A 17,059-nucleotide genomic window follows, 5' to 3' on the forward strand; every position below is an offset into this window, starting at 1 on the left:
GTGTGTCCCTTCAGAGCAAGCTGGTGGCGGACGACCTCAGAGTGCGCGCCACGGGCTTCGCGGTGAAGACGGCTGACCGCACATGGCCAGTAACTACTGGCACGATCATGGCTTTACTTGGCCAGTCAAGATCATTCCGGGCGGAGGCCGTCGCCGCCGCCATCACGGGCTGGGTGCGGCGGCACAGGCTGGTTTGAGCTAGGGGGTACGGTCCGATGGTTGGGCGGCGAACCATTCGTGGCCGAGGAGCAGGCCGAACACCGGTGCGGGCACGCGGGTGAGCGCCCGCATGACGCCGCCCGACCTGCCGCTTGCGTTGATCACGGAATGGTGCGCGGCCAGCGCCGCCTGCTTCTGCCGGGCGAAGCGCCGCACGTTGACGCGGTGGGTGATGGCCGAGGCCGGGCTGTAGACGTTGTGGAGTGCGTTCTCGTCGTAGCGGAAGGGAATCCCGAGCGCGCGGATCAGCCGCACCAGGCGCACGACGACGTCCCGTGGCATCGTCGCTTCAAGCACACGCTCCACGCCGGCGAGTTCGGCGGCCAGGGCGCCGACCCGGTGGACCTTGACGTGGTCTCGGTGCCCGTATCCGCCGTTGGCGTCGTAGGTGAGCAGGACGTCGGGGCGCTCGTCGCGGAGGAGGGCGGCGAGCCGCTCGGCGGCCTCGTCCAGATCGGCGCGAGCGAAGCGCGTCCGGTCCGGTGGGTCCGGATATAGGAGCCGGCCGTGCCCACTGTCGGCGTAGCCCAGGTGCTCGACGCGGTGCGCTCCCAGGATGGCCGCGCTCGCGCGCAGTTCGTCCAGCCGGGGTGATCCTCGCGGAGGGAGTGGTCCGATCACCCCGTCGGTCGCCACCACGATCACGACTCGGTGGCCCTCCGCCACGGCGCGGGCGAGGGTGCCGCCGGTCAGCAGGACTTCGTCGTCGGGATGGGCGTGCAAGGCCACGATGGTCGCCATCACCCCATCATTGCCCGGTGCGGTGGCGGGTGTAGTGGCGGGCGGCGCGGGCGCGGTTGCCGCAGGCGGTGGAGCACCATTCCTGGCGTGTGTGTTCCTTGACGAAATAGAGCACGCAGCGGGGGGCGGGGCAGGTACGCAGGTGCTCTCGTCGGGGGCCCGCCAGGAAGGCGATCGCGGCGCGGGCGAGGGTCGCCAGGAGTTCCTGGCCGGGGTCGGAGGTCTGGGTCACCTGCTCGGCGCGGGGTTGGCCGTCGGGCGGCCAGTCGAGGCGGGGCGTGGTCGGGACGGACGCGGCCACCTCGTTGATCAGGGCGAGGGCGACCTCGGGGGGCGGCAGGCGGTCGGGGTCGGCGGAGCTGGGTTCGCCTGGTCGGACGGCGCGGGCGAACAGGGAGCGGACGGCCTGGCGCAGCGCGACGGCCCGCTCGGTGAGCGCCGTGTCGGCGGTCACCGCGAGGCCCGTGTGCTCGCGCGACCAGGCCGTGAGGGCCTCGGGGGTCGCGATCGTGTCGATCAGCCCGTTCTTGGTCGCGCGGATCGTGCTCGCCAGTTCCAGCGCCAGCAGCTCGTTCATCTCGCGTTCAGTCTAACGGATCGGGGGTGTTGTTTCCGTTAGGGGATGCGCTATCGTTCTAACGGCAGGAGATCGCTTTTGCCGTTAGAACTATCTGGAGGTGCCTTGTGGCCACCCTTGTCTCCCCGGATCTGAAGACCGGGCACATCGGGCTGAACGTCAGCGACCTGGAGCGGTCGGTCGCCTTCTACACGCGGGTCTTCGGCTTCGACGTCCAGGCGCGGGGCAGCGAGCCCGGCAAGGACTTCGCCTTCCTCGGACGGGACGGCACGCTGATGGTCACGCTGTGGCCGCAGAGCGACGGGAGCTTCTCCGGCAACGTCCCCGGGCTGCACCACCTGTCGTTCCAGGTGGAGACGGTCGAGGAGGTCAGGGAGGCCGAGCGGCGCCTTCGGGACCTGTCGGCGGACTTCCTGTACGACGGTGTCGTCCCGCACGCCGAGGGCGCGGCCTCGGGCGGCATCTTCTTCACCGACCCCGACGGGATCCGGCTGGAGCTCTACACGCCCAAGGGCGAAGACCTGGCCCCCGCCCCGAGCGGCTCGGCTCCTACCTGCGGCTTCTTCTAACAATGCGGTCCGGCCGCCCGAGCGGCGGCCGGACCCCTCCGGCGAGGGGGAGTGAGATGGTCTGGCATCGCGGAGAGCGTGCCGTGCAAACCAGGGCGGGGCTCGTCCGGCAGGCCGACCACGGGTCGCAGATGATCCGCGCCGACATCCCGGCCGTGGCGGCGGACTTCGTCGCGCAACAGCCCATGATCGTGGTCGGTGCCGCCGACGGGGACGGACGGCTCTGGGCCACGCTGCTGACCGGACGCCCCGGGTTCGTGCGGGCGTCTGGAACGGGCACGGTCGAGATCGCGGCGCGGCCCCGGCCGTCCGACCCGCTGGCCGCCGCGCTCGGCGGGCCCGCCAGGGTCGGGATGATCGCCATCGATCCGGCCCGGCGGCGCCGGATGCGCGTCAACGGCCGTGCACAGCCTGTGGACGGCGGGCTCCGGGTCGTCCCCGACCAGGTGTACGCCAACTGCCCGAAGTACATCCAGAAACGCCACGTGCTCGAGATCGTGGACGGGCCGCCGGGTGGCGCGGCCGTCACCGGCTCCGTGCTGGAGCCCGGTCAGATCGAGCGGATCACCGCTGCCGACACCCTGTTCGTGGCCACGTCCGATGACGTCGGCAACACCGACGCCTCGCATCGCGGCGGCAATCCCGGGTTCGTCGAGGTCCTGTCGCCGACCCGGCTGCGGTGGCCCGACTACCCGGGGAACGCGATGTTCATGACCCTGGGCAACCTGGAGCTGAACCCCGCCGCCGGGCTGCTGTTCCCCGACTTCGCCACCGGCACGACCCTCCAGCTGTCCGGCACCGCCCGGACGGACTGGAGTTCGGGCGAGCGGCACGTCGACTTCACCGTCACCCGCGTCGTCGAGACGCCCGGGGCCGTCCCGCTGCGCTGGAGCGACCCCGAGTACTCGCGCTTCAACCCGACCGTCTGAGGAGACACCGATGCGTCCACCGCTGCCGCCGTTCACCGAGGAGACGGCGCTGACCAAGGTCCAGGCCGCCGAGGACGCCTGGAACACCCGCGACCCCGAGCGGGTCGCCGCCGCCTACACCGAGGATTCGGTGTGGCGGAACCGCGACGAAATCTTCACCGGACGGCGGGCCATCGTCGACTTCCTCACCCGTAAGTGGGCGAAGGAGAACGGCTACGTCCTGCGCAAGGAGCTGTGGGCCTACACCGGCAACCGCATCTCGGTCCGCTTCCAGTACGAGTGGCACGACGAGAGCGGCCAGTGGTGGCGCTCCTACGGCAACGAGCAGTGGGAGTTCGCCGACGACGGGCTGATGCGGCGGCGCGAGGCCAGCATCAACGACGTCGCGATCGCCGAGTCCGACCGCGTCCTCACCGGGGGGCCGGTCACACTGCCCGTCCCCTAGGCCGGACGCAGCCAGCCGCCGTCCACCAGCAGGTCGAGCACCTGGTCGAGCGCTTCGTCGGGCGTCATCCGCGAGGTGTCGATCACCAGGTCGGCGTCGTCGGGGGCCTCGTAGGGGTCGGAGATGCCGGTGAACTCCGGGATCTGCCCGGCGCGGGCCTTGGCGTACAGGCCCTTGCGGTCGCGGCGCTCGCACTCCTCCAGCGGCGTGGCGACATGGATCAGCACGAAGTCGCCGACGGCCCCGACCATCAGCCTGACCTCGGCCCGGGTGGCGGCGTAGGGCGCGATCGGCGCGCATATGGCCATGCCGCCGTGGCGGGTGACCTCGGCGGCGACGTACCCGATGCGGCGGATGTTGTGGTCGCGGTCGGCCTTGGAGAAGGTCAGGCCCGCCGACAGCAGGCGCCGGACGACGTCGCCGTCCAGCAGGCTGACCGTCCGGCCGCCGCGCTCGATCACCGCGTCGGCCAGGGCCCGCGCGACCGTCGACTTGCCCGAGCCGGACAGGCCGGTGAAGAAGACGGTGACGCCGCGCTCGGTCTTGGGCGGGCGGGCCACCGCCAGCTCGGCCGCGACGGCGGGCGGGGTGTACCAGTCGGGGACGGGCTCGCCCCGGTCGAGCAGGTCGCCGAGCTGCTCGGCGGTCAGCTCGGCGCGGGCGTGGTCGGGCTCGATGCGGGCGACCGGACGCCAGACCTCGACGTCGGCGTCGTACGCCCACGGCTCGGGGACGGCCACCGGGATCGCGGTTCCCTCGACCTCGGCCTCGCCCAGCAGGTGCGTGGCGCCGTACGCGGCGGCGATGTGCGCGTGCAGGACGGTGGCACGGTCCGTCCCGATGTCGCGGGGCGGCAGCGGGACGGGGATGATCCGCGCGCCCTCCGGCAGCTCCTTGCGGACGCCGAGCAGCGCCCGGACCAGCGAGTCGTCGTGCGGGCCGCCCAGCAGCGGCAGCACCAGGACCTGCGCGCCGAGGCCCTCGGCGACCTGGCGGAGCTGGCCCAGCTGCTTGCGGTGCAGCGGCTCGCGGGTGGCGACGGCCAGCACCGGGCCGTCTGGACGCTCGACCTGCGCGGGCGTGCGGCGCAGGCTGTGGAACGGTCCGTGGGCGGGCGCGCGCAGGCCCTCGAGGCCGCCCGCAAGACGCCACGCCTGGGTCGTCGGGTCCTGCCAGACCTCGGTGACCTGGAGGACGGCCAGCGGCACGCCCTCGGGATCCTGGAGGACGACCTGGTCGTGGCCGGTCAGCTCTTTGGGCACCGAGAGCGTGACCGGGACCGGCCACGGGGTGCCGTCGGCCAGCCGCCCGCCGCCGATCACCATCGCGGTGTCGAACGATCCGAGGAAACCGGGCAGGGGCCCGTAGACCCCGGCGAGCAGCAGTTCCAGATCGGCGAGCTCGACGGCGTCGGGCGTCCAGGTGGGCAGGTCGCGCAGCGTGTCGGGAAGGCCGGCTTCGGCGGTCACCGCAGTCTCCGATCCTGCCCGGGGGTGGCCCGGGCTGATCAAGGTCATCAGGGGTTTCCGCAGAAAAATACCGAGGTCGGACGGGTGCGCGCACCTCGGCCCTGCGGCGCGGGTGTCAGATGACCCGGGCGAACCGGTTCTCGGGTTTGCGGATCACCAGTGTCACCTCGCTGTGGTCTGCGGAGAGGCGGCCCCGGGTGAGCGCCGCGACCGTCCGGCACAGCCCCCCGGCGAGGCCGGAACCGGCCCCGAAGGCGTCCAGGCAGTCGCGGCCCGTGTACTCCTCGGTGATCACCAGCCCGCGCATCACGCAGTACCAGCGCATCCCCCGGCGGGAAGCCACCTTGTCGTACACCGCGCGCGGCGGCGCGTCGTGCGCGCGGCTGCGCCACAGCGGCTCGGGCAGCGTCCGGTCGAGGAAGCCGAAGGCCGTGCCGCGGTCGCGCAGCCGCACCAGCAGCAGCCCGCCCGGCTTGAGCGCGGCCACGAACCGGTCGAGCACGAGCTCGGCGTTGGGCACCCGCTCGATCAGGAACGGCGCGTGGACCACGTCGTAGGCGCGCGGCGGCATCGGGACGGTACGCAGGTCGCCCAGATGGCAGCTCTGGAGATCGGTGCGGGCGGCGGAGTGCGCGCGCAGGGCCGGGGTGTCGAGATCGACCCCGGTGACCTCGTGCTCGCGGTCGCCGAGATCGAGCCCGGTGCCCCAGCCGCAGCCGGCCTCCAGGACATGGATGACGTCAACGGGCCTCTCGCCTGCGTACTGGCGGGCGCGTTCTGAAAACAGATCGCCGTCGTCGACCGGCGGCGTACGCAGTTCGGTCACAGTTTCGCAGAGTAATCACTTGACTTCGTTCTGTCTGCTATTTCGGGGTTCTCGGCATGGCTCATGTCCTTCGGCGTCAGCGCCCAGATCGCGGCCGCCGCCGCGAGCAGCAGCACGCCGCCGGTCGCGAAGGCCCCGGCGAAGGAGTCGTTGAAGGCGTCGAGGGCGAGACGGCCGTCGCGCATGACCTCAAGGGCCCCGGCGAGCGACTCGCGGGCGGTGTCGGCCGCCGCGCCCGTGACGCCCCGCGCCGCGAGTTCGTCGGTCGAGAGCCCCGAGCGGTAGACGGCGGCGGCGACGCTGCCGAGGACGGCCACGCCCAGCGTCCCGCCCAGCTCGTAGGACGTCTCCTCGATCGCGGCCGCGCTGCCCGACTTCTCCGGCGGCGCGCCCGCCATGATCACGGCCGAGGCGATGGCGAGCGACCCCATGCCCGCGCCGATCAGCGTCATCGCGATCGCGACCGGGAGGTACGACAGCGGCTGCGGCCCGAAGAGCACCACCAGGCAGCCGATCCCGCTGACCGCCACGCCGCCCGCCAGGACGGTGCGCGCGCCGATCCGCGAGGCCAGCGCGGGGGCGAACGGCGACACGACCGCCGCGCCGATCGCCTCGGGCAGCACGCGCAGCCCGGTCTCCAGCGGCGAGTACCCCTGGACGAGCTGCATCCACTGCGTCATCAGCAGCATCGTGGACGCCAGCGCGATGCTCGTGGTGATCGCGGCGAGCACGCCCGCCGAGAACGCGGGCCGCCGGAACAGCCTGACCTCCAGGATCGGGTCGGGACGGCGCAGGCACCGCACGACGAACCAGGTGAGCGCCGCCGCGGCCACGGCGAAGGCCACCAGCGCGCCGGTGTCGGTGAAGCCGTCCTTGCCGAAGTGCTTGATGGAGTAGATCAGCGCCGCCATGCCGACGATCGACAGGACGGTGCCGACGGCGTCCCAGCGTCCGGGCTTGGGGTTGCGCGATTCGGGGAGCAGCCACAGGGCCGCGGCGATGGCCACGACCATCACCGGGACGTTCACCAGGAACGCCGAGTGCCAGGAGAAGTGCTGCAGCAGCGTCCCGCCGAGGATGGGGCCGAACGCGGCGCCGATGCCCGCCATCGTGGACCAGATGCCGAGCGCGGTGGCGCGCTCGCGCGGGTCGGTGAACAGCTGCCGGATCATCGAGAGCGTCGAGGGCATGATCATCGCGCCGCCGACGCCGAGGAAGGCGCGCACCGCGATGACGTCGCCGGGCGAGTCGGCCATCAGGACCCCGAGCGAGGCGGCGCCGAAGATGGCGAAGCCGGTGACCAGCATCCTGCGGCGTCCCCAGCGGTCGCCGAGGTTGGAGACGGTGACCAGCAGCCCCGAGACCACCAGCGAGTAGATGTCGACCATCCACAGGAGCTGGATCGAGTCGGGCCTGAGGTCGTTGGAGAGGGCGGGAAGCGCGACGTTCAGGATCGTCATGTCCATCACGACGAGCAGCAGGCTCGCCGACAGGACGGCCAGCCCCGCCCAGCGGTGCGGATGAGGCGCGGGCGTGGTCATGATTTTCCCCCAGTGCCGTGCAGGAAGGTGGTGTAGGCCAGGGCCTCCAGGTCGCGGCGGGCGACCTCGCCGCGGTGGAGGCTGTCGCGGACGGTGATCATGACGCCGAGGATCAGGTTGCTGATCCAGCGCGTCGGCAGGTCGGCGCGGAGCACGCCCGCCCGCTGGGCGGCGGCGTAGAAGGCGATCTCGCGTTCCTCCAGCGCCTCGCCGCGCGCGACCAGGTCGGGCATCGCGTACATGAAGTGGTCGGTCAGGGCGTAGCCGTACTCCTCGGCGCCCTCGACCAGCGCGTAGATGAGCGTCTTCAGGGCGGCCGTGAGGGTCTCCGCGTCGCCGGAGGCCGCGGCCCGGTCGATGCGCGCGCGTTCCTGGGACTCCTCCCACTGGTCGAGCGCGCGGACGCCGAGCGCGTGCAGCAGGGCCTCGCGGCTGGCGTAGTGGCGGTGCAGGGTGGCGCGGCTGACGCCGATGGCCTCGGCGATCTGCGCCATCGAGGCCGTCGGGCGCTCGTTCAGGTGCTTGATCGCCGCGGCGAGGATCTGGTCTTCGCGGGTCATGCGCCATCCTTGTCTTAGATGAGACAACTTCGTCTCAAACTATACATGATGGTTTCGCTGGGTCGCCCGCACGGGCTCGCGGCGGGACGCGTAGGCTGGACTCCGGCACCGAGGTTCCGCCAAGGAATTTCGGGCCTTCCGGCTGCCCCGCCCCCGGTGGGGCGCCTTCAAAGATTCCTGCCGCCGGGACGCGCCCGACGCGGCCCGGCAGGCGCAGCGTGACGACGAGCGGGCGACCATGACGCTTTCTGGACTTGTTGACCTTGCGTGCACCGATCCCGGGCTGGCGGACGCCCTCGAACGGGCGCGCCTCGACCATGACGTGGTGGCGCCTCCCCAACTCTGGCCCGTTCTCAGCGCGGCCCTGTCGCGCCGGGTGGGCGACGGCGTCGTCCTGGCGGTCACCGCCACCGGCCGCGAGGCCGAAGACCTGGCCTCGGCGCTGACGAGCCTGCTCGACCCCGAACGCGTGGCGCACTTCCCGGCCTGGGAGACGCTGCCCCACGAGAAGCTCTCGCCCCGCTCCGACACCGTCGGCCAGCGCCTGGCCGTGCTGCGGCGCCTGTCGCACCCCGACGCGGGCGACGGCGCCGGCGGACGCCTCGACGTGGTCGTCACCCCGGTGCGCGCCGTCCTGCAGCCCCTCGTGACCGGCTTGGGCGACCTGGAGCCGGTCCGGCTGCGCGGCGGCGACGACGCCGAGCTCGACGACGTCGTCCGGCGCCTGGTCGAGGCCGGGTACCACCGGGTCGACCTGGTCGAGAAGCGCGGCGAGATCGCCGTGCGCGGCGGCATCCTCGACGTCTTCCCGCCCACCGAGGAGCACCCGCTGCGGGTGGAGTTCTGGGGCGACAGCGTCGAGGAGATCCGCTACTTCAAGGCCGCCGACCAGCGCTCCCTCGAGGTCGCCGGGGACGGCCTGTGGGCGCCGCCGTGCCGCGAGCTGCCGCTGACCGAGACCGTCCGCGAGCGCGCCAAGCGGCTGGCCGACGAGCACCCGTCCCTGGAGGAGATCCTCAACCGGATCGCCGACGGCGACACCGTCGAGGGCATGGAGGCGTTCTCGCCCGTCCTGGCCGACGGCATGGAGCTGCTCACCGACCTGCTGCCGAAGGGCTCGGCGCTGCTGGTGTGCGAACCCGAGCGCATCCGCACCCGCGCCGTCGAGCTGGTGCGCACCAGCCAGGAGTTCCTGGAGGCCAGCTGGGTCAACGCCGCCGCCGGGGGAGAGGCGCCGATCGACCTGGGCGCCGCCTCGTTCCGGTCGCTGGAGGACGTCCGCGCGCACAACGCCGAGCTGGGCCTGGCCCGCTGGACGATCACCGGGCTCAACCCCGAGGGCGACGCGCTCAACCTCGGCGCCCACCCCGCCGAGGCGTACCGGGGCGACACCAGCCGCGTGATCGGCGACCTCAAGGGCTGGGTGGACGGCGGCTGGCGCGTCGTCGTGGTCACCCCCGGCCACGGCCCGGCCGAGCGGCTCGTCCAGCTCATCGGCGAGGAGGGCCTGGGCGCCAAGCTCACCGACCTGCCCGGCGAGCCCGCCCCGTCGATCGTCAACGTGACCACCGGGCTGCTGGAGAACGGCTTCACCTGGGAGTCGATCCGGCTGGCCGTCGTCACCGAGACCGACCTGTCCGGGCAGAAGTCCTCCACCAAGGACATGCGCCGGATGCCCTCGCGGCGGCGCGGCGGCGTCGACCCCCTCCAGCTGCGCCCCGGCGACTACGTCGTCCACGAGCAGCACGGCGTCGGACGCTACGTCGAGATGGTCAGCCGCACCGTGCAGGGCGCCACCCGCGAGTACCTCATCCTCGAATACGCCAAGAGCGACCGGCTGTTCGTCCCGACCGACCAGCTGGAGGAGCTCACCCGGTACGTCGGCGGCGAGGCGCCCAGCCTGCACCGCCTCGGCGGCGCCGACTGGCAGAAGGCCAAGTCGCGGGCGCGCAAGGCGGTCAAGCAGATCGCCGGCGAGCTGATCCGGCTGTACTCGGCGCGCATGGCCAGCCCCGGGCACGCCTTCGCGGCCGACACCCCGTGGCAGCGCGAGCTTGAGGACGCCTTCCCGTATGTGGAGACGCCCGACCAGCTCGCCGCCATCGAGGAGGTCAAGGAGGACATGGAGAAGCCGATCCCGATGGACCGGCTGATCTGCGGCGACGTCGGCTACGGCAAGACCGAGATCGCGGTCCGCGCGGCGTTCAAGGCCGTGCAGGACGGGCGCCAGGTCGCCGTGCTGGTGCCGACGACGCTGCTCGTCCAGCAGCACCTGTCGACGTTCTCCGAGCGGTTCGGCGCGTTCCCGGTCGTGGTCAAGCCGATCAGCCGGTTCCAGACCGACGGCGAGATCGACGAGACTCTCCGCGGGCTGGCCGAGGGCGGCGTGGACGTCGTGGTCGGCACCCACCGCATCCTGTCGGCGCAGACCCGCTTCAAGAACCTCGGCCTGGTCATCATCGACGAGGAGCAGCGCTTCGGCGTCGAGCACAAGGAGGAGCTCAAGCGGCTCCGCACGCAGGTCGACGTGCTGGCGATGTCGGCCACCCCGATCCCCAGGACGCTGGAGATGGGCCTGACCGGCATCCGCGAGATGTCGACCATCCTCACCCCGCCCGAGGAGCGGCACCCGATCCTGACGTTCGTCGGCCCCTACGAGGAGAAGCAGATCGCCGCGGCGATCCGCCGCGAGCTGCTGCGCGAGGGGCAGGTCTTCTTCGTCCACAACCGGGTCCGCTCGATCAACAAGGTCGCGGCGAACCTGGCGCGGCTCGTCCCGGAGGCGCGGATCGCCACCGCGCACGGCCAGATGAACGAGAACGAGCTCGAAAAGGTGATGGTCGACTTCTGGGAGCGCAACCACGACGTGCTGGTCGCGACCACGATCGTGGAGTCGGGGCTCGACGTCCCCAACGCCAACACCCTGATCGTGGACCGTGCCGACATGTACGGGCTCTCGCAGCTTCACCAGCTGCGCGGCCGGGTCGGGCGCGGGCGCGAGCGCGCCTACTCCTACTTCCTGTACCCGCCCGAGGCGCCGCTGACCGAGACCGCCCACGAGCGGCTGGCGACGCTGGCGCAGCACACCGAGATGGGCGCGGGCATGTACGTCGCGATGAAGGACCTGGAGATCCGCGGCGCGGGCAACATCCTCGGCGCCGAGCAGTCCGGGCATGTCGCCGGGGTCGGGTTCGACCTGTACGTGCGGATGGTCGGCGAGGCCGTCCGCGACCTGAAGGAGGGCGGCGGCGACCGTGAGCGGCCGATGCCCGAGACGAAGGTCGAGCTGCCCATCGACGCGCACCTCCCGCACGAGTACGTCCCGGGGGAGCGGCTCCGGCTGGACGCCTACCGCCGCATCGCCGCCATCACCGCCGACGACGAGATCGGCGCCGTGCACGACGAGCTCAAGGACCGCTTCGGGCCGCTGCCCGTCCCGGTGCTGAACCTGCTGGAGGTCGCGCGGTTCCGGGCCAAGGCGCGCCGGGCCGGGCTCACCGAGGTCACCGTCCAGGGCAACTTCATCAAGTTCGCCCCGGTCGACCTGCCCGACTCGCGGCAGGTGCGGCTCCAGCGGCTCTACCCCAAGAGCCTGCTCAAGCAGAACATCAACACCCTGCTGGTGCCCACGCCCAAGACCGCGCCGCTGGGCGGCCGCCCGCTGCGCGACCGCGAGCTGCTCCAATGGGCCACCGACCTGGTGGACGCCCTGTTCCTGGAGCCGATCAAATCCTAAGCTGGGCGACGCTCTCAAAGATCAACGAGGAGATGGGGACGCGTGTTCGGTAAGACTCTGAAGGTCGCGGCGGCCGTCGCCGTGGCGGCCGGTGCGCTGGCGGGCTGCGGCGGCGACCCGTGGAAGGTCGGCGCGGCGGCCATCGTCGGCGACGACCGCATCACCGTGTCGGCGCTCGACTCCGCGGTGCGCGACTGGCAGAAGGAGTTCAAGGCCGACCCTGTCGCCAACAACCTGCGGTCCAACCCCAACCTCAACCCCCGGCTGCAGCTCGTCCTGGAGAAGCTCGCCGAGAACCCCCGGCGCCAGGCGCTCGACATGATGGTCCGGATCCGCATCGGCGACCGGATGGCCGAGCGCTCCGGGCTGAACGTCACCGAGGGCGGCGTCGACCGGTACATCGCCGAGAACGGCGGGCAGCGCACGCAGGAGGTCACCGCGCTGGTCTACGGCCTGCCCAAGAGCCGGCACCGCGACATGGCGCGGTTCTCGGTCACGCTGGCGACCGCCGCCCAGAAGTTCGGGGCCAACGGCACCCCGCAGGGCGAGCAGGCCGCGGGCGAGCAGATCAAGGCGCTGTACGGGCAGACCATCGACGGGCTGAAGATCAAGGTCAACCCGAGGTTCGGCTCGTTCGACAAGAGCCAGGAGAGCCTCGGCCCGATCACCTACAAGCTCTCGGCCCGCGAGTCGGGTGTCCGCTGACCATGGCCCTGACCCTGCTGGCGACCACGCACCGGGTCGCGCCCGGCCTGCTCGGCTGGAAGGCGTGGGACGCGCTGCGCTCCGCCGACCGCGTGCTGGCCGGTTCCGCCGAGCATCCGCTGCTGCCCTACCTGGCCGACGCGGGCGTGACCGCCGAGGTCGCCGAGCCGGTCGCCGCCGACCTGGCCACCGCAGCGCGCTCGGCCTCGGTGCTCTGGATCGCCGCGCCGGACGGCGACGAGGACCTCATGCGCGAGCTCGGCCGGCTCGCGGTCGCCGACCCGCTCGACATCGAGGTGCTGCACGGCTCCTACGACCTGCCGGGCGCCCGCCTGCTCGACCTGGTCACGGTGATGGACACGCTGCGCCGCGAGTGCCCGTGGGACCGCGAGCAGACGCACGCGACGCTCGTCCCGTACCTGCTGGAGGAGGCGTACGAGGTCGTCGAGACCGTCGAGGACGGTGACCTCGGCGCCCTGCGCGAGGAGCTCGGCGACGTGTTGATGCAGGTGGCCTTCCACTCGGTGGTGGCTTCCGAGCGCGACGACGAGACCGCGTTCACCATCGACGACGTGGCCGCCGGGATCGTCGACAAGCTGGTGCGCCGCCACCCGCACGTGTTCGGCGACGTGACCGTCTCGGGCTCCGACGAGGTCAACGCCAACTGGGAGCAGATCAAGGCCGCCGAGCGAGCGGGCAAGAACGGCGCGGACGCCTCGGTGCTCGACGGCGTCCCGATGGCGCAGCCCGCGCTGTCGCTGGCGGCGCAGCTCCAGCGCCGCGCCGCGCGCGCCGACGCGCCCGCGGCGCTGCGCCCGGACGGCGACGGCATCGGCGAGCGGCTGTTCGCGCTGGTCCGCGAGGCGCGCGAGCGCGGCCTCGATCCGGAGGCCGAACTGCGGGCCGTGGCGCGCTCCTACCGCGACCGGGTCCGGAGCTGGGAGAACGAGGAGCGCACGTAAACCGGGCATATCGCCCGCAAGATCGGTATTGGGGTGGTCGGACGGGTTACGCCCGTTTACGCTGAGCCCGTGCCCTTGGCCTTGAAGGACTCCGGCGAGACCGGCGAGAAGGCGCGCGCGATCCGCCGCCTCGGCGGGTTCGGCGTCCTGGCCGGGCTGCTCGTCGCCCTCATGGCCCTCCCCACCGCCTGCACCGCTGGGGTCGGCGCCCGCGACGCCGCCGACTGGTTCCAGAGCGAACCCGAAGACCTGCACACCACCGGCGTGCCGCTGCGCTCGCGCATCCTGGCCGCCGACGGCTCCGCGATCGCGACCTTCTTCTACGAGAACCGCGTGGACGTCAAGCTCGACCAGATCGCGCCGATCGCGCGCCGCGCCGTGCTGGCCATCGAGGACAGCCGCTTCTACCAGCACGGCGCGCTCGACTCCAAGGGCACCATGCGCGCCCTGGCCACCAACCTGTCCTCCGGCGAGGTCAACCAGGGCGGCTCGGGCATCACCCAGCAGTACGTGAAGAACCTGCTGCTCACCCAGGCCGAGTCGGCGGCGGGCAAGCGCGCCGCCAAGGAGATCACCGCCGCCCGCAAGGTCCGCGAGCTGCGCTTCGCCGTCGCGCTGGAACGCCGGTACTCCAAGGACGAGATCCTGCGCCGCTACCTCAACATCGCCTACTACGGCGACGGCGCCTACGGCATCGAGTCCGCGGCCCGGCACTTCTTCTCCAAGCCCGCCGCCCGCCTCGACCTGAACGAGGCGGCGGTGCTGGCCGGGGTCATCCGCTACCCCTACGCCTACGACCCCACCCGGCACCCCGAGGCCGCCCGCGAGCGGCGCGACACCGTCCTGCGGCGGATGGCCGAGCTCGGCTGGATCAGCCGCGCCCAGGCCGAGACCACCGTGCGCAAGCCCCTGGGCCTGCGCATCCAGGAGACACCGAGCGGCTGCGTCACCAGCAAGGCCCCGTTCTTCTGCGACTACGTCCAGCGCGAGATCCTCACCAACCCCGTCTTCGGCCGGACGCCCGTCGAGCGCGAACGGCTGCTCAAGCGCGGCGGGCTGACCATCCACACCACGCTGGACTGGAAGACCCAGCGCGCCGCGCAGCGCGCCGTCGACCGGCACGTCCCGCACAAGAACTCCGCGCGCAAGGCCGCCGCCGAGGCCCTGGTCGAACCCGGCACCGGCAAGATCAAGGGCCTGGTCGTCGACCGCAAGCTCGGCTCCGACAAGCTGCGCGGCAAGACCTGGATCAACTTCGCCGCCGACGCCAGCCACGGCTCCAGCATCGGCATGCAGGCCGGATCGACGTTCAAGGCGTTCACGCTCGCCGCCGCGCTGGAGGACGGGATGCCGTTCGGCCAGCGGATGATGGCGCCGCGCCGCTTCACCCCGACGGGCTTTCGCAACTGCAAGGGCCAGAGCGTCGGCGACACCAAGCAGCTGCGCAACTCCGCCGACGGCGAGGGCGGCCGCAGCTTCAGCCTGCTGACGGGCACCCACCACTCGGTCAACACCTACTTCCTGGCACTCCAGCGCGAGGTCGGCCTGTGCCAGACGGTCAAGATGGCCGAGCGGCTCGGCATGAAGCAGGCCAACGGCCAGGCCATGGAGCAGTACCCCTCCTTCACGCTCGGGTTCAACCCCGTCTCGCCGCTGCGCCTGGCCGCCGCCTACGCCACCTTCGGCGCGCGGGGCAAGTACTGCTCCCCGATCGCGATCGACCGGATCACCGACGCGAACGGCAAGGCGCTGCGCGTGCCGTCCGCCGACTGCAAGCAGGCGATCCGCAAGGGCGTCGCCGACGCCGTCAACCACGTGCTGCGCGGCGTCCTGACCAAGGGCACCGCGCGGGGCATGGGCCTGGGACGTCCCGCCGCGGGCAAGACCGGCACCGTCGACAACTTCTCCGCCGCCTGGTTCGCCGGGTACACGCCCGACCTGTCCGCCGCCGTCTGGGTCGGCGACCCGCGCGGCGGCTACCGCTACCCCATGACCAGCCTGTGCATGGACGGCACCTGCTACGGCTCGGTGTTCGGCGCGACGATCCCGGCCCCGATCTGGCAGGACAGCATGATGGGGGCGCTGTCGGGACGCGACGCCTCGTCCTTCCACCGCCCGCCCTCGCACTACTTCAGCAAGGGCTCGGGCGAAGACCGGGCGGGCCTGCCGGACGTCCGCGGCCTCAAGGTCGCCGCCGCGGTCGCCAGGCTCCGCGCGGCCGGGTTCAAAGTCCGGGTCGGCTCGCCGGTCGAGTCCGGCAAGTTCCCCAAGGGCACCGTCGCCGAGATGTCGCCCGGCCCCGGCCAGGTCGAGCCCGGCTCGTCCGTCACCCTGCGTCCGAGCAAGGGCAAGAAGGGCGACGACGACAAACCGGACCACCGGCGGGACGACAAGCGCGACGACAAGCGCGACGACAAGCGCAGGGAGAAGCCCCGGGTGCCGGGCCGACACGCGTGACCTGCCGCTTTTCCGGGTAGATCACACCCCGAATCGCCATCGCACGTGAATCGGGGGATCACCATGCGTGCCATCGCCGTCTCGGAGTTCGGCGCCGTGCCCGCGCTCATGGACCTGCCCAGACCGCTGCCGGGTCCGGGCGAGCTGCTGGTCAAGGTGATCGCGGCCGGACTCAACCCGCTCGACTGGAAGATCGTCGACGGGATGCTCAAGGACTCCGTCCCGCACTCGTTCCCCCTGATCCTGGGCACCGACGCCGCCGGGGTGGTCGAGGAGGTCGGCGAGGGCGTCACCGAGTTCGGGGTGGGGGAGCAGGTCTTCGGCCAGTTCGCCGCGATCCCGCGCGGCCTGGGCAGCTACGCCGACTACGCGATCGCCACCGAGGGCGCCGCCGTCGCCCGGATGCCCCGGGGAATGATCTACACCCAGGCCGCCGCCGTGCCGACCGCGTCGATGACCGGCTTCAACGCCGTCGACGCCGCCCGCGTCGACTCCGGCCAGACCGTGCTGGTCATCGGGGCGACCGGCGGCGTCGGGCAGGCCGCCGTCCAGTTCGCGGCCGGACGCGGCGCCAAGGTGATCGCGACCGCCCGCGCGGACATGGACGCCGAGATGCGCCGCCTCGGCGCCGGCGAGACCGTCGACCACACCGCGGGCGACCTCAACGAGCGGGTCCTGGCCGTGCACGGCGACGGGATCGACGCCGTCCTGGACTTCGCGGGCGACCGCGCGGCCGTCGAGCACGTCGCGGGCCTGCTGCGGCCCGGCGGCACCTATCTGAGCTCCATCTGGTCGGTGAACGTCGACGCGATGGCCGCCAAGGAGATCCGCGGCGTCAACCTGGACAACGAGGCCACCCCGGGCCTTCTCGGCGAGATCGCCGACCTGATCGACGCCGACGGCCTGACCGTCCGCGTCCACCGCGAGGTCGCGCTGGAGGACGCCCCCGCCGCCCTGGAGGCCAACCGCGAGGGCGGCGCCCGGGGCAAGACCGTCGTCCGCGTCTGAGCATGGCCGGGGTCTCGGCGGGCATAGGCGGGGGGCCCGTTACGTGAGGAGGAACGCGAGATGACCGAACAGGGAGCCGGGGACCGCGAGGCGCGGCTGCGCGAGATCGACGAGGACCTGGCCAGGCTGCGCGCCGAGCTGGGCGAACCCGGCGACGAGCCGCGCGACTACGGCGAGGCCGGGCAGGACCTCAACGCCAGGGCCGAGCAGGGCGCCCAGATCGAGGCTTTGGAGAACGAGCGGCGCCGCCTGACGTCCGAGCCGGGCTGACCCCGGGAACAGGGCGGGTGGTTCGGTGGTTGAACCCGCCGAGGA

The 17,059-nt window shown here is 72.2% G+C and carries 15 protein-coding genes; 9 read left to right on the forward strand and 6 right to left on the reverse strand.

Annotation, left to right across the window (positions count from 1 at the left end; all coding sequences use genetic code 11):
* Positions 1-198 precede the first annotated feature (198 nt).
* Positions 199-960 carry a PIG-L deacetylase family protein gene (locus ACQPY4_RS07160; protein WP_433333675.1) on the reverse strand — a complete coding sequence of 254 codons (762 nt, stop codon included), beginning with the start codon at positions 958-960 and terminating at the stop codon, positions 199-201.
* 7 nt (positions 961-967) lie between these two features.
* Positions 968-1,537, reverse strand: a complete 570-nt coding sequence (locus ACQPY4_RS07165; protein WP_433333677.1) for a CGNR zinc finger domain-containing protein — start codon at positions 1,535-1,537, stop codon at positions 968-970.
* A 107-nt stretch (positions 1,538-1,644) separates the two neighbouring features.
* On the opposite strand from ACQPY4_RS07165, the gene ACQPY4_RS07170 reads away from it, so the two are divergent.
* The 3 genes from ACQPY4_RS07170 to ACQPY4_RS07180 all read left to right on the forward strand — a co-directional run bounded on the left by ACQPY4_RS07170 (position 1,645) and on the right by ACQPY4_RS07180 (position 3,480).
* On the forward strand, positions 1,645-2,106 hold the full coding sequence (locus tag ACQPY4_RS07170) for a VOC family protein (RefSeq protein WP_433333679.1): 462 nt from the start codon (positions 1,645-1,647) through the stop codon (positions 2,104-2,106).
* Between the two features lie 83 nt (positions 2,107-2,189).
* The gene (locus tag ACQPY4_RS07175; protein WP_433333681.1) at positions 2,190-3,035 is read left to right on the forward strand and encodes a pyridoxamine 5'-phosphate oxidase family protein; all 846 of its coding nucleotides are present in this window, start codon (positions 2,190-2,192) and stop codon (positions 3,033-3,035) included.
* 10 nt (positions 3,036-3,045) lie between these two features.
* A complete protein-coding gene (locus tag ACQPY4_RS07180) occupies positions 3,046-3,480 on the forward strand; it encodes a nuclear transport factor 2 family protein (RefSeq protein ID WP_433333683.1) in 435 nt (144 codons plus the stop codon).
* Here ACQPY4_RS07180 and cysC read toward each other — a convergent pair.
* The 4 genes from cysC to ACQPY4_RS07200 form a co-directional block, all read right to left on the reverse strand.
* Positions 3,477-4,949 carry an adenylyl-sulfate kinase gene (cysC, locus tag ACQPY4_RS07185; RefSeq protein WP_433333685.1) on the reverse strand — a complete coding sequence of 491 codons (1,473 nt, stop codon included), beginning with the start codon at positions 4,947-4,949 and terminating at the stop codon, positions 3,477-3,479. The two genes, ACQPY4_RS07180 and cysC, sit on opposite strands and share 4 nt — an antisense overlap.
* 115 nt (positions 4,950-5,064) lie before the next feature.
* The gene (locus ACQPY4_RS07190; protein ID WP_433333687.1) at positions 5,065-5,775 is read right to left on the reverse strand and encodes a class I SAM-dependent methyltransferase; all 711 of its coding nucleotides are present in this window, start codon (positions 5,773-5,775) and stop codon (positions 5,065-5,067) included.
* The gene (locus ACQPY4_RS07195; RefSeq protein WP_433333689.1) at positions 5,772-7,316 is read right to left on the reverse strand and encodes an MFS transporter; all 1,545 of its coding nucleotides are present in this window, start codon (positions 7,314-7,316) and stop codon (positions 5,772-5,774) included. Before ACQPY4_RS07195 ends, ACQPY4_RS07190 begins: the two co-directional genes overlap by 4 nt.
* Positions 7,313-7,876, reverse strand: a complete 564-nt coding sequence (locus ACQPY4_RS07200) for a TetR/AcrR family transcriptional regulator (RefSeq protein WP_433333691.1) — start codon at positions 7,874-7,876, stop codon at positions 7,313-7,315. The genes ACQPY4_RS07195 and ACQPY4_RS07200 overlap by 4 nt, the downstream gene beginning before the upstream one ends.
* A gap of 238 nt (positions 7,877-8,114) precedes the next feature.
* Between ACQPY4_RS07200 and mfd the strand changes: the two genes are divergently transcribed.
* The 6 genes from mfd to ACQPY4_RS07230 all read left to right on the forward strand — a co-directional run bounded on the left by mfd (position 8,115) and on the right by ACQPY4_RS07230 (position 17,014).
* Entirely contained in the window at positions 8,115-11,612 is a 3,498-nt protein-coding gene (gene mfd, locus ACQPY4_RS07205) for a transcription-repair coupling factor (protein WP_433333693.1), read from the forward strand.
* A gap of 42 nt (positions 11,613-11,654) precedes the next feature.
* On the forward strand, positions 11,655-12,317 hold the full coding sequence (locus ACQPY4_RS07210) for a hypothetical protein (RefSeq protein WP_433333695.1): 663 nt from the start codon (positions 11,655-11,657) through the stop codon (positions 12,315-12,317).
* 2 nt (positions 12,318-12,319) lie between these two features.
* The gene (locus ACQPY4_RS07215) at positions 12,320-13,279 is read left to right on the forward strand and encodes a MazG family protein (RefSeq protein WP_433333697.1); all 960 of its coding nucleotides are present in this window, start codon (positions 12,320-12,322) and stop codon (positions 13,277-13,279) included.
* Between the two features lie 69 nt (positions 13,280-13,348).
* On the forward strand, positions 13,349-15,736 hold the full coding sequence (locus tag ACQPY4_RS07220; protein WP_433333699.1) for a penicillin-binding protein: 2,388 nt from the start codon (positions 13,349-13,351) through the stop codon (positions 15,734-15,736).
* A gap of 63 nt (positions 15,737-15,799) precedes the next feature.
* Positions 15,800-16,744: an NADP-dependent oxidoreductase gene (locus ACQPY4_RS07225; RefSeq protein WP_433333701.1), complete on the forward strand. Its 945-nt coding sequence runs from the start codon at positions 15,800-15,802 to the stop codon at positions 16,742-16,744.
* Between the two features lie 60 nt (positions 16,745-16,804).
* Positions 16,805-17,014: a hypothetical protein gene (locus tag ACQPY4_RS07230; protein ID WP_433333703.1), complete on the forward strand. Its 210-nt coding sequence runs from the start codon at positions 16,805-16,807 to the stop codon at positions 17,012-17,014.
* Positions 17,015-17,059 lie beyond the last annotated feature (45 nt).

This window comes from Spirillospora sp. CA-294931, from assembly GCF_050946795.1.
Lineage (GTDB): Bacteria > Actinomycetota > Actinomycetes > Streptosporangiales > Streptosporangiaceae > Spirillospora.